This is a genomic window from Candidatus Mycobacterium wuenschmannii (assembly GCF_030252325.1).
GTDB lineage: Bacteria > Actinomycetota > Actinomycetes > Mycobacteriales > Mycobacteriaceae > Mycobacterium > Mycobacterium wuenschmannii.
Genome location: NZ_CP126981.1, coordinates 2,890,177 through 2,915,906, shown reverse-complemented (window position 1 = coordinate 2,915,906; position 25,730 = coordinate 2,890,177). Strand labels below are relative to the sequence as shown.

28 protein-coding genes and 1 riboswitch are annotated in these 25,730 nt (G+C 67.8%); of the genes, 12 read left to right on the top strand and 16 right to left on the bottom strand.

The annotated features are described in order from the left end of the window. The first annotated feature begins 11 nt into the window (after window positions 1-11). Window positions 12-2,156, top strand: coding sequence for a 3-hydroxyacyl-CoA dehydrogenase NAD-binding domain-containing protein (locus PT015_RS13760; RefSeq protein WP_285185175.1), 2,145 nt, complete (start codon window positions 12-14; stop codon window positions 2,154-2,156). Between the two features lie 36 nt (window positions 2,157-2,192). Here the strand turns inward: PT015_RS13760 and PT015_RS13755 are convergent, their stop codons facing one another. The 3 genes from PT015_RS13755 to PT015_RS13745 all read right to left on the bottom strand — a co-directional run bounded on the left by PT015_RS13755 (window position 2,193) and on the right by PT015_RS13745 (window position 4,089). After that, the gene (locus tag PT015_RS13755; protein WP_285185174.1) at window positions 2,193-2,780 is read right to left on the bottom strand and encodes a class I SAM-dependent methyltransferase; all 588 of its coding nucleotides are present in this window, start codon (window positions 2,778-2,780) and stop codon (window positions 2,193-2,195) included. Window positions 2,781-2,843: 63 nt separating this feature from the next. After that, window positions 2,844-3,140, bottom strand: a complete 297-nt coding sequence (locus PT015_RS13750; protein WP_285185172.1) for a hypothetical protein — start codon at window positions 3,138-3,140, stop codon at window positions 2,844-2,846. An 88-nt stretch (window positions 3,141-3,228) separates the two neighbouring features. Further along, window positions 3,229-4,089 (bottom strand): LLM class F420-dependent oxidoreductase, encoded by an 861-nt coding sequence (locus tag PT015_RS13745; RefSeq protein WP_285185171.1) that lies wholly within the window; start codon window positions 4,087-4,089, stop codon window positions 3,229-3,231. 35 nt (window positions 4,090-4,124) lie between these two features. Here PT015_RS13745 and PT015_RS13740 point away from each other — a divergent pair, with 35 nt between their 5' ends. After that, entirely contained in the window at window positions 4,125-5,114 is a 990-nt protein-coding gene (locus PT015_RS13740; protein WP_285185170.1) for an LLM class F420-dependent oxidoreductase, read from the top strand. On the opposite strand, the gene PT015_RS13735 is transcribed toward PT015_RS13740, so the two are convergent. From PT015_RS13735 to PT015_RS13720, 4 genes are read right to left on the bottom strand one after another with little or no spacing between them, the layout of a single operon-like run. Further along, window positions 5,111-5,404 carry a putative quinol monooxygenase gene (locus PT015_RS13735; RefSeq protein ID WP_285185169.1) on the bottom strand — a complete coding sequence of 98 codons (294 nt, stop codon included), beginning with the start codon at window positions 5,402-5,404 and terminating at the stop codon, window positions 5,111-5,113. The two genes, PT015_RS13740 and PT015_RS13735, sit on opposite strands and share 4 nt — an antisense overlap. A 19-nt stretch (window positions 5,405-5,423) precedes the next feature. Continuing rightward, entirely contained in the window at window positions 5,424-6,389 is a 966-nt protein-coding gene (locus PT015_RS13730) for an ABC transporter substrate-binding protein (protein ID WP_285191105.1), read from the bottom strand. Window positions 6,390-6,427: 38 nt separating this feature from the next. Next, window positions 6,428-7,159 carry an ABC transporter ATP-binding protein gene (locus PT015_RS13725; RefSeq protein ID WP_285185168.1) on the bottom strand — a complete coding sequence of 244 codons (732 nt, stop codon included), beginning with the start codon at window positions 7,157-7,159 and terminating at the stop codon, window positions 6,428-6,430. After that, a complete protein-coding gene (locus PT015_RS13720) occupies window positions 7,156-7,950 on the bottom strand; it encodes an ABC transporter permease (protein ID WP_285185167.1) in 795 nt (264 codons plus the stop codon). Before PT015_RS13720 ends, PT015_RS13725 begins: the two co-directional genes overlap by 4 nt. Window positions 7,951-8,117: 167 nt before the next feature. Between PT015_RS13720 and PT015_RS13715 the strand changes: the two genes are divergently transcribed. Together PT015_RS13715 and PT015_RS13710 are read left to right on the top strand one after the other, a co-directional pair. After that, complete coding sequence (locus PT015_RS13715; protein WP_285185166.1) at window positions 8,118-8,531, top strand: Zn-ribbon domain-containing OB-fold protein; 414 nt, start codon at window positions 8,118-8,120, stop codon at window positions 8,529-8,531. 12 nt (window positions 8,532-8,543) lie between these two features. After that, on the top strand, window positions 8,544-9,689 hold the full coding sequence (locus PT015_RS13710) for a thiolase family protein (protein ID WP_285185165.1): 1,146 nt from the start codon (window positions 8,544-8,546) through the stop codon (window positions 9,687-9,689). A gap of 14 nt (window positions 9,690-9,703) precedes the next feature. Here PT015_RS13710 and PT015_RS13705 read toward each other — a convergent pair whose 3' ends face one another. Further along, window positions 9,704-11,353 carry a DNA repair helicase XPB gene (locus PT015_RS13705; protein WP_285185164.1) on the bottom strand — a complete coding sequence of 550 codons (1,650 nt, stop codon included), beginning with the start codon at window positions 11,351-11,353 and terminating at the stop codon, window positions 9,704-9,706. A gap of 30 nt (window positions 11,354-11,383) precedes the next feature. Next, on the bottom strand, window positions 11,384-13,633 hold the full coding sequence (locus tag PT015_RS13700) for a helicase-associated domain-containing protein (protein WP_285185162.1): 2,250 nt from the start codon (window positions 13,631-13,633) through the stop codon (window positions 11,384-11,386). Window positions 13,634-13,719: 86 nt separating this feature from the next. On the opposite strand from PT015_RS13700, the gene PT015_RS13695 reads away from it, so the two are divergent. Continuing rightward, window positions 13,720-13,920 carry a hypothetical protein gene (locus PT015_RS13695; RefSeq protein WP_285185160.1) on the top strand — a complete coding sequence of 67 codons (201 nt, stop codon included), beginning with the start codon at window positions 13,720-13,722 and terminating at the stop codon, window positions 13,918-13,920. A 34-nt stretch (window positions 13,921-13,954) separates the two neighbouring features. On the opposite strand, the gene PT015_RS13690 is transcribed toward PT015_RS13695, so the two are convergent. Further along, window positions 13,955-14,761 carry a transglycosylase family protein gene (locus PT015_RS13690; RefSeq protein WP_285185159.1) on the bottom strand — a complete coding sequence of 269 codons (807 nt, stop codon included), beginning with the start codon at window positions 14,759-14,761 and terminating at the stop codon, window positions 13,955-13,957. A gap of 10 nt (window positions 14,762-14,771) precedes the next feature. Then, a riboswitch (cyclic di-AMP (ydaO/yuaA leader) is annotated at window positions 14,772-14,953 on the bottom strand. A 286-nt stretch (window positions 14,954-15,239) separates the two neighbouring features. Continuing rightward, complete coding sequence (locus tag PT015_RS13685; RefSeq protein ID WP_285191104.1) at window positions 15,240-15,653, bottom strand: YccF domain-containing protein; 414 nt, start codon at window positions 15,651-15,653, stop codon at window positions 15,240-15,242. A gap of 154 nt (window positions 15,654-15,807) precedes the next feature. Here PT015_RS13685 and PT015_RS13680 point away from each other — a divergent pair, with 154 nt between their 5' ends. The 3 genes from PT015_RS13680 to PT015_RS13670 all read left to right on the top strand — a co-directional run bounded on the left by PT015_RS13680 (window position 15,808) and on the right by PT015_RS13670 (window position 19,251). Further along, a complete protein-coding gene (locus tag PT015_RS13680; protein ID WP_285185157.1) occupies window positions 15,808-16,218 on the top strand; it encodes a cold-shock protein in 411 nt (136 codons plus the stop codon). An 85-nt stretch (window positions 16,219-16,303) separates the two neighbouring features. Further along, window positions 16,304-18,235, top strand: a complete 1,932-nt coding sequence (locus PT015_RS13675) for an acyl-CoA dehydrogenase family protein (protein WP_285185156.1) — start codon at window positions 16,304-16,306, stop codon at window positions 18,233-18,235. Between the two features lie 11 nt (window positions 18,236-18,246). Further along, window positions 18,247-19,251 carry a glutathione S-transferase family protein gene (locus PT015_RS13670; RefSeq protein ID WP_285191103.1) on the top strand — a complete coding sequence of 335 codons (1,005 nt, stop codon included), beginning with the start codon at window positions 18,247-18,249 and terminating at the stop codon, window positions 19,249-19,251. A 79-nt stretch (window positions 19,252-19,330) separates the two neighbouring features. Here the strand turns inward: PT015_RS13670 and PT015_RS13665 are convergent, their stop codons facing one another. Further along, window positions 19,331-19,813 carry a DUF2771 domain-containing protein gene (locus tag PT015_RS13665; protein ID WP_285191102.1) on the bottom strand — a complete coding sequence of 161 codons (483 nt, stop codon included), beginning with the start codon at window positions 19,811-19,813 and terminating at the stop codon, window positions 19,331-19,333. Between the two features lie 5 nt (window positions 19,814-19,818). Next, complete coding sequence (locus PT015_RS13660) at window positions 19,819-21,504, bottom strand: MFS transporter (RefSeq protein WP_390887810.1); 1,686 nt, start codon at window positions 21,502-21,504, stop codon at window positions 19,819-19,821. A gap of 88 nt (window positions 21,505-21,592) precedes the next feature. Here PT015_RS13660 and PT015_RS13655 point away from each other — a divergent pair, with 88 nt between their 5' ends. Further along, window positions 21,593-22,471: a DUF3027 domain-containing protein gene (locus PT015_RS13655; RefSeq protein ID WP_285185154.1), complete on the top strand. Its 879-nt coding sequence runs from the start codon at window positions 21,593-21,595 to the stop codon at window positions 22,469-22,471. On the opposite strand, the gene PT015_RS13650 is transcribed toward PT015_RS13655, so the two are convergent. Together PT015_RS13650 and PT015_RS13645 are read right to left on the bottom strand one after the other, a co-directional pair. Next, a complete protein-coding gene (locus tag PT015_RS13650; protein ID WP_285185153.1) occupies window positions 22,468-22,923 on the bottom strand; it encodes an SRPBCC family protein in 456 nt (151 codons plus the stop codon). The two genes, PT015_RS13655 and PT015_RS13650, sit on opposite strands and share 4 nt — an antisense overlap. 10 nt (window positions 22,924-22,933) lie before the next feature. Next, window positions 22,934-23,194, bottom strand: a complete 261-nt coding sequence (locus tag PT015_RS13645) for a DUF2530 domain-containing protein (protein ID WP_285185152.1) — start codon at window positions 23,192-23,194, stop codon at window positions 22,934-22,936. A 135-nt stretch (window positions 23,195-23,329) separates the two neighbouring features. Between PT015_RS13645 and PT015_RS13640 the strand changes: the two genes are divergently transcribed. The 3 genes from PT015_RS13640 to PT015_RS13630 are packed head-to-tail and all read left to right on the top strand — an operon-like array spanning window position 23,330 to window position 24,839. Beyond that, entirely contained in the window at window positions 23,330-23,761 is a 432-nt protein-coding gene (locus tag PT015_RS13640) for an Rv0880 family HTH-type transcriptional regulator (protein ID WP_285185151.1), read from the top strand. After that, window positions 23,758-24,570, top strand: coding sequence for a TrmH family RNA methyltransferase (locus PT015_RS13635; RefSeq protein WP_285185150.1), 813 nt, complete (start codon window positions 23,758-23,760; stop codon window positions 24,568-24,570). The genes PT015_RS13640 and PT015_RS13635 overlap by 4 nt, the downstream gene beginning before the upstream one ends. A gap of 2 nt (window positions 24,571-24,572) precedes the next feature. Next, entirely contained in the window at window positions 24,573-24,839 is a 267-nt protein-coding gene (locus PT015_RS13630; protein WP_285185149.1) for a DUF2537 domain-containing protein, read from the top strand. On the opposite strand, the gene sepH is transcribed toward PT015_RS13630, so the two are convergent. Then, on the bottom strand, window positions 24,836-25,630 hold the full coding sequence (sepH, locus tag PT015_RS13625; protein WP_285185148.1) for a septation protein SepH: 795 nt from the start codon (window positions 25,628-25,630) through the stop codon (window positions 24,836-24,838). The two genes, PT015_RS13630 and sepH, sit on opposite strands and share 4 nt — an antisense overlap. Window positions 25,631-25,730: the final 100 nt, after the last annotated feature.

The window sequence follows — 25,730 nt, the reverse complement described above, 5'->3', positions numbered from 1 at the left end:
GGGTTAAGGCAATGGCAGAGAACACTATTCACTGGGACAAGGATGCCGACGGCATCGTCACGCTGACGCTGGACGATCCCACCGGGTCGGCCAACGTGATGAACGAGCACTACGCCGAGTCGATGCATAACGCGGTGGAAAAGCTTGTCGCGGAGAAGGATTCGATTACCGGAGTGGTGATCGCCAGCGCAAAGAAGACCTTCTTCGCCGGTGGTGACCTCAAGGGCATGATCAAGCTCGGCCCGGAGGACGCCGGCGAGGCGTTCGACACCGTCGAGAACGTCAAGCGTGACCTGCGTGCGCTGGAGACCCTGGGCAAGCCGGTGGTGGCCGCCATCAACGGCGCCGCGCTCGGCGGTGGTCTGGAGATCGCGCTGGCGTGTCACCACCGCATCGCCGCAGACGTCAAGGGTCTGGTCGTCGGTCTGCCCGAGGTGACGCTGGGCCTGCTGCCCGGCGGTGGCGGTGTCACCCGCACCGTTCGCATGTTCGGCATCCAGAACGCGTTCATGAACGTGTTGAGCCAGGGCACCCGGTTTAACCCGACCAAGGCCAAGGAGGCCGGCCTGGTCGACGAGTTGGTCGGCAGCGTCGACGAACTGGTTCCCAAAGCCAAGGCGTGGATCAAGGCGAACCCCGAGTCGCACACGCAGCCGTGGGACGTCAAGGGTCACAAGATTCCGGGCGGCACTCCGTCGTCGCCGGCGCTGGCGGCGATCCTGCCGTCGTTCCCTTCGCTGCTGCGTTCGCAGCTCAAGGGCGCGAACATGCCTGCGCCGCGGGCGATCCTGGCCGCGGCCGTCGAGGGCGCGCAGGTCGACTTCGACACCGCCAGCCGGATCGAGAGCCGCTACTTCACGTCGCTGGTCACCGGTCAGGTTGCCAAGAACATGATCCAGGCGTTCTTCATGGACCTGCAGACCATCAACGGCGGCGGGTCCCGCCCCGACGGCATCGAAAAGGTCAAGATCCACAAGATCGGTGTGCTGGGCGCGGGCATGATGGGCGCCGGAATCGCCTACGTGTCGGCCAAGGCCGGTTACGAGGTCGTGCTGAAGGACGTCAGCATCGAGGCCGCGGAGAAGGGCAAGGGTTACTCGGAAAAGCTCGAGGCCAAGGCGCTCGAGCGGGGCAAGACCACCGAGGAGAAGTCTAAGGCGTTGCTGGCCCGCATCACCCCGGCCGCCGACCCCGAGGCACTCAAGGGTGTCGACTTCGTGGTCGAGGCCGTCTTCGAGAACCAGGACCTCAAGCACAAGGTATTCCAGGAGATCGAGGACATCGTCGAGCCCAACGCGCTGCTCGGGTCCAACACCTCGACGCTGCCGATCACCGGTCTGGCGACCGGCGTGAAGCGCCAGGAGGACTTCGTCGGAATCCACTTCTTCTCGCCGGTCGACAAGATGCCACTGGTCGAAATCATCAGGGGCGAAAAGACTTCCGACGAGGCGCTGGCCCGGGTGTTCGATTACACCCTGGCCATCGGCAAGACCCCGATCGTGGTCAACGACAGCCGCGGCTTTTTCACCTCCCGCGTCATCGGCACCTTCGTCAACGAGGCGCTGGCGATGCTCGGCGAGGGCGTGGAGCCCTACAGCATCGAGCAGGCCGGTTCGCAGGCCGGCTACCCGGCGCCGCCGCTGCAGCTCTCCGACGAGCTCAACCTCGAGCTGATGCACAAGATCGCGACCGCTTCGCGTAAGGGCATCGAGGATGCCGGTGGCACGTACGAGCCGCACCCGGCAGAAGCCGTGGTGGAGAAGATGATCGAGCTCGGTCGTCCGTCCCGGCTGTCCGGCGCCGGCTTCTACGAGTACGTCGACGGCAAGCGGACCAACCTGTGGCCGGGCCTGCGTGAGACGTTCAAGTCCGGCTCGTCGCAGCCGCCGCTGCAGGACATGATCGACCGGATGCTGTTCGCCGAGGCGCTGGAAACCCAGAAGTGCCTCGACGAAGGCGTGTTGACGTCGACCGCCGACGCCAACATCGGGTCGATCATGGGCATCGGGTTCCCGCCGTGGACCGGCGGCAGCGCGCAGTTCATCGTCGGCTACGAGGGGCCGCTGGGCCGTGGCAAGGATGCTTTCATCGCCCGGGCCAAGGAGCTGGCCGCTAAATACGGCGACCGTTTCCTGCCGCCGGCATCGCTGACCTAACTCACCACCCGCGAAAGCCCCTGGGACTCAACGGTTTCAGGGGCTTTTGCGTTCGTAGAGATAGAACTTCGCCGGGGTCTGCTCCTCGTCAAGTTGACGTTCGGTGCCGCTGGACAGCAGCGTCCAGGTGTCCGTGAACCGTCGTTCCATCTCGGTGGGCTGCGCGCCGCGTACACCGAAGCGGCCGCCGGGGAGGAACGCGACGATGAGCAGTCGCGCTTGTGGGGCCGCGACGGCGCTGACCTCGCGGACGTAGTGGTCGCGATCGCCGTCGCTCAAGTTGTGCAGGCAGCCGTTGTCGACGATCAGTTGGAAGTTGCTGCCGATGCCTTCGCGGCTGAGCTTGGTGACGTCGGCCTTGACGAAGTTGACGTTGGCTTTGGCCGCGGCGGCCTTGGCGCGAGCGGCTTCGAGTGGTTGGTCGACGTAGTCGACGCCGGTGGCCGTCCACCCGTGTTGCGCCAGGTAGATGGACGCGTCTCCGGTGCCGCAACCGAGGTCGAGCGAGTTGCCCGCGGGTAGGTCCGCGACCAGGTCCTGCAGGTTTTTCGCGATCGGGTGGCCGTCCCACGGCGTGAACCCGAAGCGGTACAGAAGCCGAAATAGCGTCCGCTTGAAACCCATGGCTTCAATGTAGGCCGCGTTGGTTTCATATGGGCCACACGTGTATCCCGTCGGATGCACCACTCAAAGTGCCCGCCTCTCAGCGACAACGGCCGCGCGCAGTGAGAGGACGCGTTGATGGATGCGATATTCGGTCGAGCGCGGCGTGTATCCCGGGCCGTATCGTCCGCGACCGATGCGGTGAACCCGGCCGTGTTCGATCTCCCAACGCAGCGCATCGGACACGACTTTCGACGGCCGGCCGCGGACACGAAAGCCATGGTGCTCGAGTGCTTCCAGAAGTTGGGTGATGGTTGCCGGGCCGTGGACCGCGAGATTCTGGGTGAGCACGTATCGCAATGCGATGCCTCGGAGTTCCATCGCCGAACCGTCGCACGCCGGTGCGACACATTCGCGATTGTCGCTGTGAGGCGGACACATCGGGTGCCGCCTCGGCGAGGCGCAGGTGTTACTTCAGCGCCGCGGCGATGCGCCGCCACTCCTCGCGCGGGTAGGCCTTCGGGTCGCTCAGCAGTACCTGGATGCAGACATGGTCGGCGCCCGCCGAGCGGTGCTCGGAGACCCTGCGCAGGATGGCGTCCTCGTCGCCCCACGCGATGATCGCGTTGAGCAGTCGATCGCTCACCTGGCTCACGTCCTCCTCCGAGAAGCCGGAACGCAACAAGTTGTTGGCGTAGTTGGGCAATGCCAAATACGAACGCAACCAATCGGTTCCGATGGCACGTGCTTCGTCGGCGCTGTCGGTCAGGATCACCGTCTGCTCGGGCAGCAGCAGCGGGCCGTCGCCGAGCGTCGCGCGGGCGGTCGCGGTGTGGTCCGGGGTGACCAGGTAGGGATGCGCGCCGGCGCTGCGGCGTGCCGACAATGCGAGCATCTTCGGACCCAGGGCGGCCAGCGCCCGCCGCTCCACCGGAACCGGCTGCGGCGTCGCGTCCAACTCGTCGAGGAACGACTCGGTTGCCGCCAGCGGCTTGCGGTACCGGCCGGGCGATCCGGCGTCGATCAACGGTGCGTGACTGACCCCGATGCCCAGCAGGAAGCGATCGCCGTGTTCAGCGGTCAGCGACGCGAAGTTTGCCGCGACGTCACCGGGCGTATGCATCCAAAGGTTCAGGATGCCGGTGGCGATCGTGGTCTGCTTGGTCGCGCCCAGCAGGTTGCCCACCGCGTCGAAAACATTGCCACCCACGTCGGGTATCCACAGCGCCCGGAAACCTAATTCGTCCAATTCCGCTGCCGCGTCCGCAGATTCGGCGGCGTTGCCGTAGCGAAGTTGACTGCTCCAGATACCGATACCGGTGAGGTCCATCGGGCCAGCCTACGGCGCGCGCTAGGCTCCAGGCTATGCGCTTCGGATTCTTCATCCCGCAAGGTTGGCGATTGGATCTGGTCGGCATCGATGCCGACAAGCATTGGGCGGTGATGCGCGACCTGGCCGCCTACGCCGACGGCAGCGCCTGGGACTCGGTCTGGGTGTACGACCACTTCCACACCGTGCCGATGCCCACCGACGAGGCCACCCACGAGGCTTGGTCGCTGATGTCGGCCTACGCCGCGACCACATCGCGAATCAAGCTCGGCCAGATGTGCACCGCGATGAGCTACCGCAATCCCGCCTATCTCGCCAAAGTTGCTGCGACGACGGACATCATCTCCGGTGGCCGCGTCCAGATGGGCATCGGCGGCGGCTGGTACGAGCACGAGTGGCGGGCGTACGGCTATGGCTTCCCGTCGGCGGGAGTGCGACTGGGTCGCCTCGACGAGGGTGTGCAGATCATGCGCGATGCCTGGCGGGACGGCAAGGTCTCGTTCGACGGCAAGCACTATCGGGTCGATGGCGCAATCGTGCAGCCCAAGCCGTTGCAGGACAACGGTATTCCGCTGTGGATCGCCGGCGGTGGTGAGCAGAAGACGCTGCGCATCGCGGCGAAGTACGCGCAATACACCAACTTCACCGGCGAACCGGAGGGCTTCACGCACAAGTCCGAGGTGCTGGCCGGCCACTGCCGCGACTTAGGCACCGATTTCGACGCGATCGTCCGGTCGGTCAACGTCAACGCGATACTCGACCCGACCGAGCAAGGCGTCAAGGACCGCATCGAGCGCGTCCGCGACCGTCTGACCGGCTACGTCCCCGAATCGGCGGCGGACTCGATGGTCGGCAACACCAGCGGGCCCGACTCGGCGGCCGGCACTCCCGAGCAGGTGATCGAGCGGTTGCAGAAGCTGCGCGATCTCGGATGTGAGTACGTGATCTGCTACTTCCCCGAGGCCGCGTACGACCGCTCCGGCGTCGAACTCTTTGAGCGCCAGGTGATTCCGGCGCTGACCTAGATGTCGCTGTCGTTGTAGCGGATCTTGACCGGGGGAGCGGCCAGCAGCGGCGGAAGCTGCGTCACCTTGCCCTCACCGGCGCGGAATGCGCGGTAGGCCTCGTCGGCCTCGACGCTCTCCCAGATCTCGTAGATCAGCCAGTGCGCCTCGTCATCGGCGTCGATGAGCGTGTAGGTCTTCACGTTGCCTTCGAAGGCCCGGGTGACGGCCAGCGTCCGGCCCATCAGCTCGCGCCCGGCGGCGACCTCTTCGGGTTTGAAGCGCAGTTCAAGTGTCACCGTGACCGTCATCGTCGTCTCCTCGTGGTCGTCAGCTCGCGCCGCTCGCTCGCAGCACAGTGTTGAACCTACGGTCGACCCATTTGACGAAGTCGGGCGCCTCCGGAATTTGGTCCGCGGCCGCGAACACCTCGGCCAGTCGCTGCTCGGCGGTCACCACCTTGTCGTCCAGCGGCACCGGCATCCGGCGCAGCCTGCTCTGGGCCAGCGTGGCGACCGGGACGCTCATTCCCACGGCGGCGGAATACTTCCTGGCCCACTGGTCGGGATGGTCGCGGGCCCACTGCGCCGCCCGGTCGAAGCGGACCAACAGATCGGCCAGCGCGGCGTTGCGTTGCGGGTCACTGAGCGCCTTCGCCGATGCGCTGGCGAACTGGTAACCGTTGGCGGCCGAGCCGATGCTGCGCACCTTGAGCGTCAGATTCGCTTGCGCCGTATAGGGATCCCAGATCGCCCACGCGTCGCCCTGCCCATTCGCGAATGCCGACAGCGCATCGGCCGGCTGCAGGTAGATCAGTTTGACGTCCTTCGGTTTGAGACCCGCGTCGGCGAGATGCTCGAGCAGGTCTCCGTGCGCCGCGCTGCCCTTGGCCACCAGGACCGTCTTGCCGCGAAGGGCCCCGACGTTCGTGATCGGCGACGCGGTGCGTACCAGGATCTGCTCACCCGTTCCCGCGCCGTCCCACACCGCGACCACCCGGGTCTTCGAGTTGGCCGCCGCGCCGAATATCGGCGGGGTGTTTCCCGTGACCGCGATGTCGATTCGGCCGGCGTTCAGCGCCTCGATCTGCGGCGGCCCGAAGGTGAACGTCGAGAAGGCAACGCGATACGGCAGACCGTCGAGGGCGCCCGCGGCGCGCAGCAGCGCCTCGGTGCCGCCCTTCTGATCCCCGACGCGCAGGGTCAGCCCGGACAGTTCCGCCGTCGGCACCGGCGGCGGTACCGCGATCGGCCGCGGCCCGAGTTCCCGCGACACGCAGCCCGTGACGAGCAGCATCGCGACGCTGATGTGAAAGACTATGCGCCACTTGGCGTTCAATGGCGAACGCCAAGCTTGTCCAACAGTTCGGCGCGATACCCATCGTGGCGGGCGGTGCGCTCCGCCGGCCGCGGCGACTCGATCACCAACGAGTGGGCCACCCGGCCGCGCTCGAGAACCAGCACCCGGTCGGCCAATTCGACGGCCTCGTCCACGTCGTGCGTGACGAGCAAGACCCCGAAGCCATGCGTGCGCCACAGGTCGAGCAGCAGCGCCCGCATCGACAGTCGCGTGAGCGCGTCCAGCGCGCCGAACGGCTCGTCGAGTAACAGCAGCTGAGGCTCGGCCACCAGTGCCCGGGCCAGCGAAACCCGTTGTGCCTGACCGCCGGACAGTGTCAGCGGCCATGATCGGGCATGGTCGCTGAGCCCGATCTCGGCCAGCGCCCGCTCGCTGCGATCGCGCGCCGCGTCCTGAGACAGCGGGATGCGGTTGAGCCCGTATCGCACATTGGTGAGCACGTCTCGCCAGGGAAACAGCCGTGGCTCCTGAAACGCGACCGCGGGTGCGCCGGTGACCTCGCGCTGCCCGGTGTGGTCGTCGGAAAGCCCTGCGAGAACCCGCAATACCGTCGACTTGCCGCATCCGCTGCGACCGACGAGCGCGACGATCTCGCCTGCGCGGACTTCCAATGAGATGCCGTCGAGAATCTGCTTGCCGCCGTAGAACTTATCGATGTCGCTGAGCCTGCCAACGACGGTGGTCTGCCGTTCGGATGTGACCGTCATGTGCGATACCTCGAGGCTCGGTGTTCCAGCGCGCGGACGCCCGCGTCGGTGAGGATGCCCAGCAGTCCATAGACCGCCAGGCAGAAGATGATGATGTCGATGCGCAGGAAGTCGCGTGCGTTGTTGATCAGGAAGCCGATCCCCTTGTCGGCGTTGATCTGCTCGGCCACGATCAACGTCATCCACGCGATCGCCAGTGACTGCCGCAGGCCGACCAGCACCTGTGGCGCTGCGCTCGGCAGCAGGATGATGCGCAGTCGCTGCCACAGCGAAAAGCCAAGAATTTCAGCTGTTTCCAGTAGTTTCGGGTCCACCTGCCGAATCGCGGAGAAGGTGTTGAGGTACAGCGGAAATGCGACCCCGAGCGCGACCAGGTTCACCTTGGCCAACTCGCCGATGCCGAACCAGAGGATGAACAGGGGGATCAGTCCCAGGTGCGGCAGGGCGCGCAACATCTGCAGTGGTGGGTCGACGGTGGCCTCGACCCATGGCGACAATCCGACGGCCACTCCCAGCGCGACGCCCACGACACCGCCGAGCAGCAGGCCCTCTGCGACGCGCAGGGTGGACACTTCGAGCGCATCGAACAGCTTCCCGTTCTGGATCAACTGCCATCCGGCGTCGAAGATCAGCTGCGGGGCGGGTAATACGTCGGCGCGCAGGATCCCGCTGGCACTCAGGAGTTGCCACAGCACCAGCAGTGCGACCGGCGACGACCATCGCAGAATGCTCCATCGATGGGTGTCCCAGATGTGGGTGACTCTCGGTGCCGTCGCGTCGGTGACGGTCATTGCATCGACGGTCGCAGGCGGGCGCCGTGAGCTGAAGGGTTTGGCTCCGGGTGAAGGGAACCACGTGCGCCGAGCAAGAATGAGAATGCGGTTTCCACTTTCGTGGAATGCTGTTGTACCGTTCGGTGAGCGCGTTACCAGTTCGGCGGCTGACGGAGGATCCCTCGATGCAGAAGGCAATCGATCCCAGCATCTCTACCTGGCCCGAGGACAACCCTCAGCTGCTCGGGAGCAAGTGCGGCGACTGCAGCGCCACCACGTTTCCCGCGCAGGATCTGTGCCCGCGGTGCAGCGGGTCGGCGATGTCGGAGGTGAAGCTGCCACGCAGCGGGACCCTGATCGCCTGGACCACTCAGGGCTTTCCGCCCGGTGCGCCCTATGCCGGCCCGACCGGCGACGACTTCGTGCCGTTCGGGGTTGGCCTGGTGCAACTCGACGACGTGATCCGCGTCGAGGGCCGGCTGACCGAGAACGACCCGGCGAAGCTCAAGTTCGGTCAGGCGGTCGAGCTGACCATGATTCCGTTCACCACCGACGCTGACGGCAACGAGATCGTCACCTTCGCGTTCCAGCCGGTCTGACAAGGAGCTGCAATGACCAGTGATGTCGCCATCATCGGCGTCGGCCTGCACCCGTTCGGCAGGTTCGACAAGACCGCGATTCAGATGGGCGCCGAGGCAATCCAGTCCGCGCTGGCCGATGCCCGGGTGGACTGGAAGGACATTCAATTCGGCTTCGGCGGCAGCCACGAGGTGTCCAATCCGGACGCGGTGACGCGTCTCGTCGGGCTCACCGGCATCACGTTCACCAACGTCTTCAACGCCTGCGCGACGGCGGCCAGCGCGATCCAGCAGACCGCCGACACCATCCGGCTGGGTAAGTACGACATCGGCATCGCGATCGGCCTGGACAAGCACCCGCGCGGCGCGTTCACCGACGACCCGGCCAAGCTGGCGCTGCCGCAGTGGTACGCCAACAACGGTCAGTTCGTCACCACCAAGTTCTTCGGCATCAAGGCCAACAAGTACCTGCACGACCACAACATCTCGCAGGCCACGCTGGCCAAGGTCGCCGCGAAGAACTTCCGCAACGGCGCGATCAACCCGAATGCGTTCCGCCGCAAGCCGATGTCGGAAGAGGCGATTCTCAACTCGACCGTGCTGAACTATCCGCTGACGCAGTACATGTTCTGTGCGCCGGACGAGGGCGCCGCCGCGGTGATCATGTGTCGTGCCGACATCGCGCACAAGTACACCGACAAGCCGGTGTATGTGAAGGCCAGTGAAATTCGCACTCGGACCTTCGGCGCCTACGAGGTGCACGCGACGTTCGCTCCGCTCGACGAGGACGTCTCTCCGACGGTGTACGCCGCCAAGGCCGCCTATGAGGCCGCGGGCATCGGGCCCGAGGACGTCGACGTCGCTCAGCTGCAGGACACCGACGCCGGCGCCGAGGTGATCCACATGGCCGAGACCGGTCTGTGTGCTGACGGCGAGCAGGAGAAGCTGCTGGCCGACGGGGCCACCGAGATCCATGGCTCGATCCCGGTCAACACCGACGGCGGGCTGATCGCCAACGGCGAGCCGATCGGCGCGTCCGGTCTGCGTCAGGTGCACGAGTTGGTCCGCCAGTTGCGCGGCGAGGCAGGGGAGCGTCAGGTGCCGGGCAACCCGCGCGTCGGGCTGGCCCAGGTCTACGGCGCACCCGGTACCGCATCAGCAACCATCCTGTCGCTGTAAAGCTTTTCGAGGAGTCAGATCGCCGGACCGAGCAGGTCGTCGGCGTCGCGAATGACGTAGCCGTAGCCCTGCTCTGCCAGAAAGCGCTGCCGGTGTGCGGCGTACTCCGCGTCGAGGCTGTCGCGGGCGACCACCGAGTAGAACACCGCCCCGCCGCCGTCGGCCTTGGGGCGCAGCAGCCGGCCCAGTCGCTGCGCCTCTTCCTGCCGCGATCCGAAGGTTCCCGAAACCTGTACTGCCACAGACGCTTCCGGTAGGTCGATGGAGAAGTTCGCCACCTTCGACACCACCAAGGTGCTCACCTCGCCGCGGCGGAAGGCATCGAACAAGGCCTCGCGTTCGGCGTTCTTGGTCGACCCCTGAATCACCGGGGCCTCCAGCAGCGTTCCGAGTTCTTCGAGTTGGTCGAGGTAGGCGCCGATCACCAGGGTCGGCTCACCCGGGTGCTTGTTCAGAATCGACTTCACCACAGCGACTTTCGAGTGCGCGGTCGAGCAGAGCTTGTAGCGCTCCTCGGGTTCGGCGGTGGCGTAGATCATCCGCTCGTTGTCGGTCATCGTGACGCGGACCTCGATGCACTCCGCCGGCGCAATCCAGCCCTGGGCCTCGATGTCTTTCCACGGCGCGTCGTAGCGCTTCGGGCCGATCAGCGAGAAGACGTCACCCTCGCGGCCGTCCTCGCGGATCAGCGTCGCGGTGAGCCCGAGCCGACGACGGGACTGCAGGTCGGCGGTCATCCGGAACACCGGCGCCGGCAACAGGTGCACCTCGTCGTAGACGATGAGCCCCCAGTCGCGGCTGTCGAACAACTCCAGGTGGCGGTACTCGCCCTTGGTGCGGCGGGTGATCACCTGGTACGTCGCGATGGTGACGGGGCGAATTTCCTTGCGCTCACCGGAGTACTCGCCGATCTCCTCTTCCGTCAACGACGTTCGCGCGATCAACTCACGCTTCCACTGCCGGCCCGCGACGGTGTTGGTGACCAGGATCAGCGTCGTCGCGCTGGCCTTCGCCATTGCCGCGGCGCCGACGAGCGTCTTACCCGCACCGCAGGGCAGCACGACCACGCCCGAGCCGCCGGCCCAGAACGAGTCGGCCGCCATCTCCTGATAGTCGCGTAACTCCCAGCCGTCCTGCTGCAGGCTGATCGGATGGGCCTCGCCGTCGACGTAACCGGCGAGATCCTCAGCGGGCCAACCGATCTTGAGCAGCATCTGCTTGACCCGGCCGCGCTCGCTGGGATGCACCGCCACTGTGTCGTCGTCGATGCGCGCGCCCAGCATCGGCGCGATCTTCTTGTGCCGCAACACTTCTTCGAGCACCGCGCGGTCGAAGCTGACCAGAGTGAGGCCGTGCACCGGGCTTTTGACCAGCTGCAGCCGGCCGTAACGCGCCATCGTGTCGACGATGTCGACCAGCAGCGGTTGCGGGACCGCGTACCGCGAGAAGCTGACCAGCGCGTCGACCACCTGCTCGGCGTCGTGGCCGGCGGCGCGGGCGTTCCACAGCGCCAACGGGGTGACCCGATAGGTGTGCACGTGCTCGGGTGCCCGCTCCAGTTCGGCGAACGGCGCGATGGCGGCACGCGCCGCGCCGGCGAGCTCGTGGTCGACTTCCAGTAGCACTGTCTTGTCGGACTGCACGATCAGGGGTCCGTCGGTCATGACTCCATTATCCAGAGAGCGCCGACACCGTCAGGCCTCGTCGGCGGGCATCACCGAGGTGATGCGGTGAATCGCGAAGTCACGGGCGCTGCTGGACGCCGAATCGAACGCGAGCAGCTGACCGCCTCGCACCGCGATCGGCGAGACCACCCGCTGGGTGGCGACCCCGGCGGCGTCGACGTATTTGATCAGCACCGTGTCCTGATCGCGGGCGGCCCGCTGCAGCAGAGACATGGCCACCGCGGGGTCGATCCGCACGCTGTCGAACGGGGCGGTGGTCACCTTGCGCAGCACCGCGACGACGGCGCTGAGCGTGTCGCTGCTGGGCTGGGTAGTCGGTCGGCGGGTGCGGTGCCGTTGCGGCGCGGGCACCCGCGCGCCGCGCGCCCGGATGTCGACGATGGTGCCGGTCGAGTCCTCCGCCGCGGGGGCGAAGCCGGCGTCCTGCAGGGCGGCCAGCACCTCGCCGATCGGTGCCTGTGAGATCGCCACCGTCGGGGCCAGCACGCGCAGACCGAGATGCTCGGCGCCGGCCGCGGCCTGGGCCAACAGCGTCGGGTCCTCGCACCGCACGAATGACGCGGCCATCCCGATTCGGAGCTGACCGTGACGGCGGGCCACATCGTCGATCAGATACGTCAAACCTTGTGGCACAGGCGTTTTGGAATGCTTGCGAAACAGCGTGTGCAACTCGTCGGCGGTCTTGCCGATGTCGAGGGCATGCCGGATCGATGGCTCGCTGACCCGGTAGACCATGGCGGTACCCGCTGACTCGACGGCGGCCACGGTCGAGAGTTCCTCGGCGAGATGGCGTTCCAGCGGGCCGGGCACCACCACCGTCAGGTCGGCCTGGACCAGGAAATGGTCGATCGGAGTGGGCAGGACGCGGTCCATCGCGGCGACCACGACGCGGTCCTCGGCGCCGTCGAGGAATACCCGGCCGGGGGTGCTGAGCGCGCCGCGGCCGACCAGGCCGAGTTGTTGCGCCTCGTCCAGCAGATAGCTGATCGGTGCGGGCTGGAGTCGTCGCGCCCAGCGCGGGCGCCGCCAGATCAACGCCGCCGACGCGGTGTTCTTGTCGACCCCCGCGCCCGGCGGCAGGCCGGAAAGCATGTCGAGCAGCAGCCGGCGGTCCAACGGGGCTGCCGTCGAGTACAGCGAATCCGACAGCGCAGCATAGGGTTTGGCGTCCGGACCGCGACTGCCGATCAGCGCCGGCCGGGCCGCCAGATCGAGCCAGGTGGTGGCCAGCAGATGCCAGCGCTCGGCGGTGGTCGCCTCGCTGAACCGGTCGGCAGCCACCGTCGGCGCCCAGTACGGCGGATCGCCGGCGGTCGGCAGCGGGTCCGGCAGGCCGCTGGCGATCAGACCCGCGGCGGCGGCGAGTTCGAGGACCAGCCCCAGCCTGCTCTCGTCGATGCCGGTGATCTTGGCCAGGCGCCGGACCTCACGCACCCCGAGGCCGCCGCTGCGGAGCTCGGAAATCGGTGCGGTGCTGAGTGTTTCGATCAGGACGTCGAATTCGCGCAGCAGATCGATGATCGCGCCGGCCGCTGCGGCATCCGCGTCCGCCGGCGTGGTGGTCGACACCACCGGATCGGGTGCCGCGAGGCGAACCGGCCCGGGCTCCTCGCCGCGCATCACCTGTCCGACGTGCCGGGGTAGGATCACCGTGTCGGCGTCGATCCGGCGCAGCAAGCCGACCGCAATCAGTTGCGGCACAGGGCGATCCGCCGGCGCGCCGGGCGCGGCGTCGCGCGTCCGTCCCAGCGGGGAGCCCTCCAGTAGGCGGTCCAGCAACTCGCGCTGCGGCTCGTCGAGTCCGTCGATGAGCTCGGCGATGTGCTCGGGGCTCTGAGCGGCATCCTCCAGCGTGACCTGCCCGATGTACCAGGGCAGCCCGGCTCCGGCGTCGGTGGTCACCCGCACGTCGACGTCACCCCAGGCGAGCGCGCGTGCCCTCAGGTCGTCGAGCGCGTCGAGCACGTCCGCCTCGGGCGCCCGGTCGCCGATCAGCGTCAGTAACTTGGCGACCGGGACCGGGGCCGAATCCGCCTGCAGCACCAGAAGCGCATCGATCACGGCCAGCCGCAGGAAATCCAGCTCGTCGGTGGCGGCCTTCAGCGACTGGCGGGCCTGCGCGCGGGCGGCCAGCGCGGCGATGCTGCCCGGCGGTGGCTGAGCGAGGTCGGGCCGCAGCTCCAACAATCGGATCAACCGGTCGTCGGGCAGCTCGGCCAGCCAGGACCCCAGCGGGACGCCCGGGGTGTGTTCGGTCATTGCTGACCAGCGTAAAGCAGTCGCGCGATTGGGCCATCCCGGCGGACGGAGGGTATTGCGGGCACCGCCGCACCGGACCTGTCAGAATGGAGCGCGTGGCTGACAAGAAGGCGCAGAAGACTCGTTACGTCGACAACGGCTGGCCGACGACCAACCCTGACGACCACGCCGTGAGTGAACTGGCATCCGACCGAGTGGGCGCGCTGTCGCCGTTCGGCGACCTGGTCTTCCCGCTGCCCGCCGACGAACTGCCCTACGTTCATCCGGTCACCGACGTCAACCGCTAGGCGGGTCGACCGCCTTTAGCGAATCCCTCGCCGATCAGGCGAGGGACTGCAATGCCGGGTTGCTGCTGACGCCCTGCGACTGAGCCGCGTGCAGCAGGTCGTTGACGTAACCAACGGCGTTGGCCTCGTGTACTTCCTGACCGTCGTCGCCGCTGTTCATGGCGACCGATTCGGCCTGCACCGGCGCAGCGGGCTCAGGCGCGGGATCGGCCGGCGGAGCCTCGGGTGCCGGCGCCTGGGCGGCGACGGCCTCGGCCTGCACCGGAGCCTCGGGAGCGGGGGCCTCGGGGGCTGGAGCTTCCGGAGCGGGCGCTTCGGGCGCCGGCGCCTCGAATGCGACCGGCTGAACCGGCTGGGGCTCGGGCTGTGGCTCCGGCGCGGGCGGCGGAAGTTCGGCCGGCGGCGGGGGCGCCGGAAGTTCGAATGCAGGCGGCGGAGCGTCCGGAGCGGGGGCGTCGGCGACCACGTTGCGCGGAGTCGCGGCCGACAGGCCACGTCCACACACCGGCCAGGCGCCCTTGCCCTGCGTGGCCAGCACCCGCTCGGCAACGGCGATCTGCTGGTCACGGCTGGCCTGATTGGCCGACGAGGCGTATTCGCCGCCACCGTGAGAGGCCCAGGTGCTCTGCGAGAACTGCAGGCCGCCGTGGTAGCCATTGCCGGTGTTGATGGCCCAGTTGCCGCCCGACTCGCAGGACGCGACGCGGTCCCACTCGTTATCGGGGGCCGCGGCCGCGTGGCCGGCGAGTGCGACGCCGCCGCCGCCGATCACTGCGCCGGTGAAGGCGAGTTTGGCGACGCTGACGGTGGACGTGGTGGGTTTACGGTGACGGCCGCTCATAGCCCTAGGGGATTCCTCTCGTATGCGCCTACGAGGTCAGCTGTCGGGTTCGGGCGGAAGAGGTCGCCCGGCCGTCGGTTTCCTGACGGAAACGTTCCGGCTTCACCCCAAGGAGCCGCGGACGGCTCCGGGTCGATTTCGGTGGACCGTTGGGTCCCCCGCCTCCATCCACGGGATTGGCTTGGCTCGCCTATTGGATGGAGCTCGGCGCTATAGGCGAGAAGGCCTGCCAGGCAGGGAGTCTCGGCGGGCCCGCGAACGACGCTAGCTGCTGTTAGCAGCGGAGTCATTTTCTGCGGAAAGTCGCGTTTCGCGTGTCGCGAACTGGGGAAATGCAAAGGGTCAGCGGCGTTTTCGCAGGTTGAGAGCGTCGCAATCGAGTCGTTGCCGGGCCGTGATCAAACCGTTATGTGACTGATTTCACACCCCGGTCCGGGACTAATCCCAGGTCACGCCGCGGCGTTTTCGACGCGAATTTTCAGACCCGCGCTGCCGGAGCGCCGGACCACGCCGCGGACTGACGGACCGTAACGATCTCCTTGCCGAGCGGCACCAGGGACACCGGGATCAGCTTCAGGTTGGCCAGCGCCAGCGGAATGCCGACGACCGTCAGCGCCATCGCAACCGCGCTCACCAGATGCCCGATCGCGAGCCAGACGCCGCACAGCAGGATCCAGATGACGTTGCCGATCAGGGCGCCGGTGCGGATGCCGGGCCTGTCGACGATCGTCCGCCCGAACGGCCACAGCGCATACGACGCGATCCGCAGCGAGGCGAAGCCGAACGGAATGGTCACGATCAGCAGGAAGCAGATCAGGGCGGCCAGCAGATATCCCAGGGCCAACCACAGACCGCCGAAAATCAACCAGATGACGTTCAGGATCAGGCGCATGGTCTCCTCCAGCAACGACATCAGCGTACCGAGAAACTCCCGTGCTCAGCCGTCGTCGACCCGAGTAGGATCGGTCGGCATCGCGTCCTGCGCAGGCGGGGCGCTTCGTTGTGTGAACCCAGTGATCGATCCGTTAGACAAGCAGGTGAGACCGGTGCCGACTGGCAAGGTGAAGTGGTACGACGCTGAGAAGGGTTTCGGCTTCCTCTCCCAGGAGGAAGGCGAGGACGTCTACGTCCGCTCGTCGGCGTTACCCGCCGGCGTCGAAGGCCTCAAGGCCGGGCAGAAGGTCGAGTTCGGCCTGGCATCCGGACGACGAGGGCCGCAGGCGCTGAGCCTCAAGCTGATCGACCCGCCGCCCACGCTGAGTAGCCGTCCCCGTCGTGAGGGTCCGGCCGAACACAAGCACAGTCCCGACGAACTGCACGGCATGGTCGAGGACATGATCACGCTGCTCGAGGGCACTGTGCAGCCCGAGCTGCGCAAGGGTCGCTACCCGGACCGCAAGATCGCCCGCAAGGTCTCCGAGGTCGTCAAGGCCGTGGCCCGCGAATTGGACGCCTGACAGTTCGCGCGTGTACTGCGCCGTGTGACGGGGAACACTCCGACCGAAGCTCCGCAGGGAGTCGGTTCCGAGTGGGAGAAATCCGATGGCACAGCAGGCGCAGGTCAGTGAAGAGCAAGCGAGAGCCGTAGCGGAGGAGTCCCGCGAAAGCGGCTGGGACAAGCCATCATTGGCCAAAGAGCTGTTCCTCGGCCGATTTCCGCTGGACCTGATCCATCCCTTCCCCCGGCCGGCCGACGACGAGGCGGCCCGGACCGAAGAGTTCCTGGGCAGGCTGCGCGAGTTCCTGGGGACCGTCGACGGCAGCGTGATCGAGCGCGACGCGAAGATCCCCGATGAGTATGTGAAGGGCCTCGCCGACCTGGGCTGCTTCGGCATGAAGATCCCCGCGGAGTACGGCGGGCTGAATCTGTCGCAGGTCGCCTACAACCGGGCGTTGATGCTGGTGTCGAGCGTGCACGCCAGCCTTGGCGCGCTGCTGTCGGCGCATCAGTCGATCGGTGTACCCGAGCCGCTCAAGCTGGCCGGCAGCGAAGAACAGAAGCGAAAGTTCTTGCCGCGCTGTGCGGCCGGGGCGATCTCGGCGTTCCTGCTGACGGAGCCGGACGTCGGCTCTGACCCGGCGCGGCTGGCGTCGACGGCAACCCCGGTCGACGGCGGCTACGAGCTGGACGGCGTGAAGCTCTGGACCACCAACGGCGTGGTCGCCGAATTGCTCGTGGTGATGGCGGCCGTGCCGAAGGGCGACGGGCACCGCGGCGGCATCAGCGCGTTCGTCGTCGAAGCCGACTCGCCGGGCATCACCGTCGAGCGGCGCAACTCGTTCATGGGACTGCGCGGCATCGAGAACGGCCTCACCCGCATGCACAAAGTTCAGGTGCCCGCCGAGAACTTGATCGGCAAGGAGGGCGACGGGCTGAAGATCGCGCTGACGACGCTGAATGCCGGCCGGCTCTCGATTCCCGCCATCTGCGCGGGCTCGGCCAAGTGGTCGCTGAAGATCGCCCGCGAGTGGTCCGGCGAGCGCGTGCAGTGGGGCAAGCCGGTGGGCGAGCATGGCGCGGTCGTCGAGAAGATCTCGTTCATCGCGGCGACGAGCTACGCGCTGGAATCGGTATTGGAGTTGTCCGGCCAGATGGCCGACGAAGGCCGCAACGACATCCGCATCGAGGCGGCGCTGGCGAAGCTGTGGTCGAGTGAGATGGCGTGCCGCATCGGCGACGAACTGCTGCAGATCCGTGGCGGCCGCGGCTATGAAACCGCCGAGTCGCTGGCCGCGCGCGGCGAGCGGGCGGTGCCCGTCGAGCAGGTGGTGCGCGACCTGCGGATCAACCGCATCTTCGAGGGGTCGAGCGAGATCATGCGTCTGCTGATCGCCCGCGAGGCTGTCGACGCGCACCTCAGCGCGGCCGGCGATCTCGCCAACGCGAAGGCCGACCTGAAGCGGAAGGCAAAAGCAGCCGTCGGCGCGAGCGGGTTCTATGCAAAGTGGTTGCCGCAGTTGGTGTTCGGAGAGGGACTACGACCTACGGCGTATCACGAATTCGGCAACCTGGCTAAGCATCTGCGCTTCGTCGAGCGCTCGGCGCGCAAGCTGGCCCGCAACACGTTCTACGGGATGGCGCGCTGGCAGGCCGCGATGGAGCAGAAGCAGGGCTTCCTGGGGCGGGTGGTCGATATCGGCGCCGAACTGTTCGCGATCGCGGCGACCTGCGTGCGGGCCGAGTCGCAGCGCGAGGCCGACCGGGCCCGCGGCGACCTGTCCTATGAGCTGGCCGAGGCGTTCTGCCAGCAGGCCACGCTGCGGGTGGAGGCGTTGTTCGAGGCGCTGTGGACCAACACCGACGACGTCGACGCGAAGCTGGCCGCCAATGTGCTCAAGGGTCGCTACACCTGGGCCGAGGAGGGGATAATCGACCAGTCCGAGGGGACCGGGCCGTGGATCGCGCATTGGGAAGAGGGCGCATCGACCGAGTCCGACCTGGCCCGCCGATTCCTGTCGGTGGCGAACACCTGACGGAGGTCGAGATCGCTTCCTACCTCGCCGAGAACGGCGACTTCACCCGCGACACCAAATACATCGAAACCCGGATTACCGCCGACGGCCGAGACGGCTATCCCGTGGAGGCCGGCCGTTACCGACTGGTCGTCGCGCGGGCGTGTCCGTGGGCCAACCGGGCGATCATCGTCCGGCGGCTGCTGGGCCTGGAAGACGTTCTGTCCATTGGGTTTTGCGGCCCGACGCACGACGAGCGCAGCTGGACCTTCGACCTCGACCCCGGCGGCGTCGACCCGGTGCTGAAGATTCCGCGGCTCCAGGATGCGTACTTCGCTCGATTCCCGGACTACCCGAAGGGCATCACGGTGCCCGCGATCGTCGACGTGCCGACCGGCGCCGTCGTCACCAACGACTTTCCGCAGATGACGCTGGACCTCTCGACCGAGTGGACGGCGTATCACCGCGACGGCGCCCCGCAGCTGTACCCCGAACCGCTGCGCGACGAGATCGACGAGATTGATCGCCGGGTGTATTCCGAGATCAACAACGGGGTCTATCGCTGCGGGTTCGCCGGCTCGCAGGAGGCATACGAGAGCGCCTACGACCGGTTGTTCGCGGCGCTCGACTGGGTCAGCGAGCGGCTTGCAGGACAACGCTTTCTGGTCGGTGAGACCATCACCGAGGCCGACGTCCGGTTGTTCACCACGCTGGCCCGCTTTGACGCGGTCTACCACGGCCACTTCAAGTGCAACCGGAGCAAGCTCGCCGAGATGCCGGTGTTGTGGGCCTACGCGCGAGACCTGTTCCAGACGCCGGGTTTTGGCGACACCACCGACTTCGTGCAGATCAAGCAGCACTACTACCTGGTGCACAAGGACATCAATCCCAGCGGCATCGTGCCCAAAGGTCCCGACCTGTCCAACTGGTTGATACCGCATGGCCGGGAGTCGTTGGGCGGCAATCCCTTCGGCGATGGCACACCGCCGGGTCCGACGCGCGACGGCGAGCGAGTGCCCGCCGGCCACGGCGCCTAGCGGCTCTCGCCGAGCGTCGACTTGTTGGGCTGGAACCCCTACTTTTAGCCCGACAACTCGACGTTCGCGGTGGGGGCGGCTAGCCCCAGACCGTCCGGACCGACCACTCGGCGTGCGGGACACCCTGCACCTCGCCGTTGGGGTCGACATAGGCGGTCATCAACTGCACGGCAATGCCGGTCAGTCGCCCGTGGTGCGGGTCGACGGTCGGAATGGTGACCGCCAGCCGCGTGCCCGGCCGGTAGAACGTCGTCGTGGGAATCGGCGAATCCTCGTAGACCGTCAGCAACCACCACGGTGCGTCGCCGATCGCCGTCGCCACCGAAAGTTGAACGGGCCCAGCAGAAGTGACCCGGAGTTCGCCCTGGGTCTGGGCATTCTGGCAGTCGGTCAGGTCTAAGACGTTGCAGTAGCGGTATGGGCCGACCCGGGTCGAATGGCCGCTGGAGTAAGCGCTGATCTCGGGTCGCTGCGGGCCGGGTTTGCGCGTCAGCGCCCATGCGCCGACACCGGCGCCCACCGTCAAGACGGCCACAATCGCCAGCAGTGCAAGCCTTTTCAGCGACGTCACGAGCGCGGCACCGCGGCGGCCCGGCGCGCGCTCTGCTCGCCCTCCTGCTCGACCATCACCGGCCGGTTGCCGCCCAGGCCCGGGATCAGCGAGTCGCCGTGAAAGCTGACCACCGTCTGCGCCAGGCTCAGGATCAGCACCGACGTGACGACGCTGAAGCCGACCCACAGGTCGGTGTAGAGCAGTACGCCCATCGCGCCCCCGAGCACCCAGGCCAACTGCAGCGTCGATTCCGAGCGTCCGAACGCCGACGCGCGTGATTCCTCGGGCAGATCGTCCTGCAACGATGCGTCCAAGGCCGCCTTGGCAATTGCGCTCGCACACGACGTCACCAACGTGGCGATCGCCACCATCGTCAGCGTGCCGGCCACCGCGGCGGCGAGGGCGATTCCGGTCACGGCCAGTGCGCAGCGCAGTACGAGCACCGCGGGCCGGCCGAGGCGCAGCCGGGCGCTGGCGAAGTTGCCACCGAAGTTGCCGATCGCGGCGGCAGCGCCGATCATGCCGAGCATCGCGAGCTGGCGCCAGCCGTTGGCGTGATGTGCCTTGGCCACGAATGCCGGATACAAGAACAGGAAGCCGACCATCACCTTGATCGTGCAGTTGCCCCACAGCGAGGTGATGATGTTGCGGCCCAACGGTTGTCGCAGCGCGCCACTCGCCCGCCGGACTTCTTCGGGCCAGCTGCGGCGCGACGGGCCCTGCCGGTAGCTCAGCGTGGCGGGGACCTCACCCGCGGTCACCTCGACCCAGCGCGGAATCCGCATGGACAGCGCGGCGCCGGCCACGGTGGCCGCGATGACCACGAACAGCGCGCCGGGCAGTTGCAGCAGCCGGTCGCAGGCGTACTCGATGCCGCCCGCGATACCACCGCCGACGATGGTGCCGCCCAGCAAGCCGAACATCGTCAGCCGCGAATTCACCCGGACGAGGTCGATCGTCGGCGGCATCACCCGCGGCGTCACCGCGCTGCGCAAGACGCTGAACGATTTCGAGAGCACCATCATCATCAGCGCGCACGGGTACAACACCCAGGACTGATACCCGCCGGTCGCGGCGTCGTAGTTGGCGACCAGCACCACCGCGAGCGCAGTACGTAGCGCGAACGACGCGGCCAGCGCCGCGCGGCGGCCGTGTTGCAGCCGATCGAGCGCCGGGCCGATCAGCGGTGCGATCACCGCGAACGGCGCGATCGTGATCAGCAGGTACAACGCGACCCGGTCCTTGCTCTCGCCGGTGGCCGCGGCGAAGAACAGCGTGTTGGCCAGGGCGACGGCCATTGCGGCGTCGGTGGCGAAGTTCGCGACCACCGGCCAGGTGAGCGCCGTCAGCCCGGACTTGTCGGCGCCGTCGGCGGTGGCGGCCCGCTGCACCAGGTCGTACATCCGCGAACCCATCTCGCGGCTGCGCTGGGCGGCGGCCCGGGTCACGGTCACGCGCTCGCCGGAGGGCACGCGGCGCGGCCGATCGGTGCCGCGCCGGGGGTCGTCGTCGCGGTTCAAAGGCGGCAGGTAGCGGTTGGAACTGGGCATCGCCGGACCGCGCTGCGAGCGGCGGTGATCGTGCTCGTCGGCGGGGTAGTTGGCCATCCCGGGATGTTCGGCGCCGGGCCTGGGGCGCGCACGCCGGCCGGGTGCCGAGCCTCGGCCCGCATCCGGGTGATCACCGCGCCGTGCCGCCATACGTCGATTCTCACCCATGCCGGCGACGCCGGGGCGCAGGCGACCGGTGTGGCCATGTGTCGCATCTGTGCGGCAGAATCGAAGGCCCATGGAAACAACGGACGATGTGACGGGCTCGACCACGACGGAGTGGTCGCCTGAATTGGCGACGGTTCTCACCGATGCCGCCGACTTGGCGCGCGCCGCCATCGTCGAGGGCAGCGGCGACGACACCGTGGGCGAGTACCTCGGCGTCGGCTACGAAGACCCGACCAGTGCAACCCATCGTTTCCTGGCCCACCTGCCCGGCTACCAGGGCTGGCAGTGGGCGGTCGTCGTGGCCGCCTATCCCGGTGCCGACCACGCCACGGTCAGCGAGGTGGTGCTGGTGCCGGGGCCGGAGTCCCTGCTGGCCCCCGAGTGGCTGCCCTGGGACCAGCGGATCCGGCCCGGCGACCTAGGCCCGGGTGACCTGCTGGCCCCGGCATCGGGCGACCCTCGGTTGGTACCGGGCTTCATGTCCTCCGGCGACCCGCAGGTCGACGAGACCGCGGCCGAAATCGGGCTGGGGCGTCGCCAGGTGATGGGCCCGTGGGGTCGCGCCGACGCCGCCGAGCGCTGGCACGAGGGCGACTACGGCCCCCGTGCGCAGATGGCGCAGTCCACCAAGCGGGTCTGCCGCGACTGCGGCTTCTTCCTGCCGCTGGCCGGCTCGCTGGGCGCGATGTTCGGGGTCTGCGGCAACGAGATGTCGGCCGACGGGCACGTCGTCGACTTCGAGTACGGCTGCGGTGCGCATTCCGACACTCCGGCCCCCGCCGGCGGCGGTTCGCCGATGAACGACCCCTACGACGACGGCGTGCTCGAGGTCAGCGAGAAGCCCGCGGAGCCCGAGGCCCCGACGGAACCCGAAACTCCGACGGAGCCGGACGTCGCTGAAACCCCGGCCGAGCCGGAAGCCCCCGAAACCCCGGCGGAGCCCAGCTAGCCGTTCTCGGCTGCGGCCTTGATCTTGGCCAGGGACTGATTCATACCCGCGACGAGTTCGCGTTCGAAGCTGTCGGTGCCGCCCATGAAGTTGTTGACGGCCAAACTGGAGATGGGCTTGACGCCGTTCTCCGCATGCCGGCTCTCGATCAGCCTGGTGCCGTTCGGAATCGGCTGCAGCTCATAGCTCCAGATGGTGTTGTTCAGGTTCACCCGGAACGCGAGCTTCTGCTCCGGAACCAGCTCGACGACCGTGGAGGTGGTCGGCCAGACCAGCAGGTTGCGGCGGTTGAGGTTCAGCGTCCTGGTGCCGGGTCGCAACGCGCCGAGCGGGCGCATCCACCGGCACTGCGGGCTCCACTGTGGCATCCGGCGCAGGTCGCTGATCAACGCCCACACCGCCGACACCGGGGCGTCCACGTCGACCTGGGCCTGCAGAAGCGGTGCTGCCATGACCAACCTCCTAGTTCGTGAGTCCGGTTTGGGCGCCGCGCGCGCCTCGGCGGGCAGCCGCGCGCTGCCACAGGAAGATCGAGGTGCCCAGGACGCCGACCGCGAGGCCGGCCAGGGTCAACGGGCGCCAGGAAATCAGGGCTGGGACGACGAAGGCAACCACCGTGGCAACCAGCCAGGCCAGCGCGCCGATCGCGATAACCGGCCATGGGTCCAGCAAGACAGCAGGTAGCGGTGGCGGCTCAACGATCTCGCCGGGCTGGTCGGACATCGTGATCAAGATAGCTTGACGACGATGCCGGCCGCGAGCGGCCGGAGGAGAAGTCGAGCAGTGGACATAGCGGGTGTGGGCCGGTCTCGGTGATTCGATGTTGACGTTCCGGCGTTCTGTCGTAACCTTCGCGCTGTGATCGATGGCGATAGCCGGTTGGCCAGCGACTTGTCGTTGGCGGTGATGCGGCTGTCCCGGCAGCTGCGCTTTCGCCGTCCACAGTCCCCGGTGTCACTGTCGCAGCTGTCGGCGTTGGCGACGTTGGCCAACTTCGGGCCGATGACGCCTGGCGCCCTGGCGATCCGGGAGCGGGTGCGCCCGCCGTCGATGACCCGGGTGATCGCCTCGCTCGCCGAACTCGGCTTCGTGGACCGGGTCGCACACCCGGACGACGGGCGGCAGGTCCTGGTGTCGGTATCCGAGGCGGGCGCGGAGCTGATGGAGGCCGAACGTCAGGCCAGCCAGGAGTGGCTCGCTCAGCGGCTGGAGAACCTCGGCGTCTCCGAGCGCGACACGCTGCGGGTGGCTGCTGACCTGATTCTCGCGTTGGTCGACGAAAGCCCTTGACTGCCAATGTCGTTGACATCGACGATCCCAGTGATGAGCGGCTGGACAACTTCCGCGACCTGAACAGCATCGACCGCCGCCCGGATCTGCCCAGCGGGAAGGGCCTGGTGATCGCCGAGGGCGTGCTCGTCGTGCAGCGCATGCTGGCCTCCCCGTTCCGGCCGTTGGCATTCCTCGGCACCGACCGCCGGCTCGTCGAACTCGGCGCCGACCTGGATGGCAATCCTGCTCCCTACTACCGGGTTTCGGCCAATGTGATGGCCGAGGCGGTCGGCTTTCACCTGAACCGGGGAGTACTCGCCGCGGCGCGCCGCGAACCCGACCGCAGCGTCGCCGACGTCGTCGACGGCGCCCGGACGGTCGCGGTACTCGAGGGCGTCAACGACCACGAGAACCTCGGGTCGATCTTCCGCAACGCGGCCGGGTTGGACGTCGACGCAGTCGTGTTCGGCAGCGGCTGCGCCGACCCGTTGTACCGCCGCGCGGTTCGCGTCTCGATGGGCCATGCACTGCTGGTGCCGTTCGCCCGCGCCACTGAGTGGCCAGGCGAGCTGAAGATGTTGCAGCAGAACGGCTTTCGTCTGCTGGCGATGACTCCCGGAGACGGCGCGAAGGCGTTGCCGGAGGCGATGGCGACGGTCCACGGCGAACGGGCCGCGATCCTGGTCGGCGCCGAGGGGCCGGGCCTGAGTCATGCCGCACTGAAGGCGAGCGACCTGCGGGTGCGGATCCCGATGTCGCGCGGCACCGACTCGCTCAACGTGGCCACGGCCGCGGCACTGGCGTTCTACGAGCGGGCTAGAGTCTGACCATGACCGACGAATCCACGCCCTGGGCAACGGGTTTGACCGTCGCGGGGTTCGTCGCCACGATCACCGCGGTCGCCGTTCTGGTGTTGAGCATGGGCCTGATCCGCGTGCATCCGTTGCTGGCGGTCGGGCTGAATGTCGTTGCCGCAGGCGGTCTCGCGCCCACGCTGTGGGGATGGCGGCGCACACCGGTGGTGCGCTGGATGGTGCTCGGCGGCGCGGTCGGAGTCGCCGTCGCCTGGCTGACCCTGGTGGGGATGGCCTTCTAGCGCTGACCGCTGGAGCGAACGCCCAGCAGCACGTCTTCCCACGCGGGTACGGCCGGCTTGCCCTTGCCGCGGCGGGCCCGGGTCTGCTCGACCTTGGGCTCGGGCTCCGGGGTCTCGACGACGACCGGCGCGGGGGCGGGCGTCTCCTCGGCCTCCTCGAAGTCGAGCTGGGCCAGCGGGGCGACCGGGCGCAGCAGCGGACGGTCGAAGTCGGGATCGATCAGCTCACTGGCGGCGTCGTCCACCGCCGTAACGGTGCCGCCGTGCGAGCCGGGGCAGAACCGGAAGTGTGCGAGGTTGTCGGAGCGGCCGGCCTTCCAGCCCAGCTGGACGGTCCAGCGGCCGTCCTCGTTGCGCCAGGCGTCCCAGGTGGTGCTGTCGGGGTTCAGGCCCCGCGCCACCAGCGCCGAGGTGACCGTCTCCAGCAACGTCAGCACCGCGGGGCCGTCGGCCAGCACCGGGTGGGCGGCGGTTGCCAGCTCGGCGGCGCGGGCGCGCTCCAGCAGCACCGGGTGGGCGAAGCGCTCGACCCTGGCGACATCCACTCCGGCGGACTCGGCGAGCTGCTCGACCGACGCGCCGGCGCGGATGCGGGCCTGAATATCCTTGGGACGCAACATGGTGCTCGCCTCGATGTCGATGTGGGTCTGATTCACCCGGGCTCCGTCGCCGCGGACCGCCGCACGCAATCGGTCGTCGATGCGGATCTTGTACTTGTCTCCCGCGTTGTCACCCTCGCAGATGATGTGTTTGCCGTCGAGATCGAGTCCGACGATCTTGAGTTCCCGCATGGTGTCTCCTCGCAGGTTCCTCGCAGACCAGCGCGCCAGGCCTGTCAGGGCGCACTGTAACTCAGTGAGCGTTCTCGACCCGGGTGGACACGCGGTAACA

Bases quoted from the DNA above. Each gene is read 5' to 3' on its own strand.
- PT015_RS13700 (WP_285185162.1), bottom strand. From the start codon at position 13,633: ATGACCGAACACACCCCGGGCGTCCCGCTGGGGTCCTGGCTGGCCGAG.
- PT015_RS13650 (WP_285185153.1), bottom strand. From the start codon at position 22,923: ATGGCAGCACCGCTTCTGCAGGCCCAGGTCGACGTGGACGCCCCGGTG.
- PT015_RS13750 (WP_285185172.1), bottom strand. From the start codon at position 3,140: ATGGAACTCCGAGGCATCGCATTGCGATACGTGCTCACCCAGAATCTC.
- PT015_RS13630 (WP_285185149.1), top strand. From the start codon at position 24,573: ATGACCGACGAATCCACGCCCTGGGCAACGGGTTTGACCGTCGCGGGG.
- PT015_RS13645 (WP_285185152.1), bottom strand. From the start codon at position 23,194: ATGTCCGACCAGCCCGGCGAGATCGTTGAGCCGCCACCGCTACCTGCT.
- PT015_RS13740 (WP_285185170.1), top strand. From the start codon at position 4,125: ATGCGCTTCGGATTCTTCATCCCGCAAGGTTGGCGATTGGATCTGGTC.
- PT015_RS13710 (WP_285185165.1), top strand. From the start codon at position 8,544: ATGACCAGTGATGTCGCCATCATCGGCGTCGGCCTGCACCCGTTCGGC.
- PT015_RS13730 (WP_285191105.1), bottom strand. From the start codon at position 6,389: ATGCTGCTCGTCACGGGCTGCGTGTCGCGGGAACTCGGGCCGCGGCCG.
- sepH (WP_285185148.1), bottom strand. From the start codon at position 25,630: ATGCGGGAACTCAAGATCGTCGGACTCGATCTCGACGGCAAACACATC.
- PT015_RS13755 (WP_285185174.1), bottom strand. From the start codon at position 2,780: ATGGGTTTCAAGCGGACGCTATTTCGGCTTCTGTACCGCTTCGGGTTC.
- PT015_RS13760 (WP_285185175.1), top strand. From the start codon at position 12: ATGGCAGAGAACACTATTCACTGGGACAAGGATGCCGACGGCATCGTC.
- PT015_RS13715 (WP_285185166.1), top strand. From the start codon at position 8,118: ATGCAGAAGGCAATCGATCCCAGCATCTCTACCTGGCCCGAGGACAAC.
- PT015_RS13690 (WP_285185159.1), bottom strand. From the start codon at position 14,761: ATGAGCGGCCGTCACCGTAAACCCACCACGTCCACCGTCAGCGTCGCC.
- PT015_RS13705 (WP_285185164.1), bottom strand. From the start codon at position 11,353: ATGACCGACGGACCCCTGATCGTGCAGTCCGACAAGACAGTGCTACTG.
- PT015_RS13675 (WP_285185156.1), top strand. From the start codon at position 16,304: ATGGCACAGCAGGCGCAGGTCAGTGAAGAGCAAGCGAGAGCCGTAGCG.
- PT015_RS13725 (WP_285185168.1), bottom strand. From the start codon at position 7,159: ATGACGGTCACATCCGAACGGCAGACCACCGTCGTTGGCAGGCTCAGC.
- PT015_RS13745 (WP_285185171.1), bottom strand. From the start codon at position 4,089: ATGGACCTCACCGGTATCGGTATCTGGAGCAGTCAACTTCGCTACGGC.
- PT015_RS13655 (WP_285185154.1), top strand. From the start codon at position 21,593: ATGGAAACAACGGACGATGTGACGGGCTCGACCACGACGGAGTGGTCG.
- PT015_RS13685 (WP_285191104.1), bottom strand. From the start codon at position 15,653: ATGCGCCTGATCCTGAACGTCATCTGGTTGATTTTCGGCGGTCTGTGG.
- PT015_RS13660 (WP_390887810.1), bottom strand. From the start codon at position 21,504: ATGGCGGCACGGCGCGGTGATCACCCGGATGCGGGCCGAGGCTCGGCA.
- PT015_RS13695 (WP_285185160.1), top strand. From the start codon at position 13,720: ATGGAGCGCGTGGCTGACAAGAAGGCGCAGAAGACTCGTTACGTCGAC.
- PT015_RS13720 (WP_285185167.1), bottom strand. From the start codon at position 7,950: ATGACCGTCACCGACGCGACGGCACCGAGAGTCACCCACATCTGGGAC.
- PT015_RS13735 (WP_285185169.1), bottom strand. From the start codon at position 5,404: ATGACGGTCACGGTGACACTTGAACTGCGCTTCAAACCCGAAGAGGTC.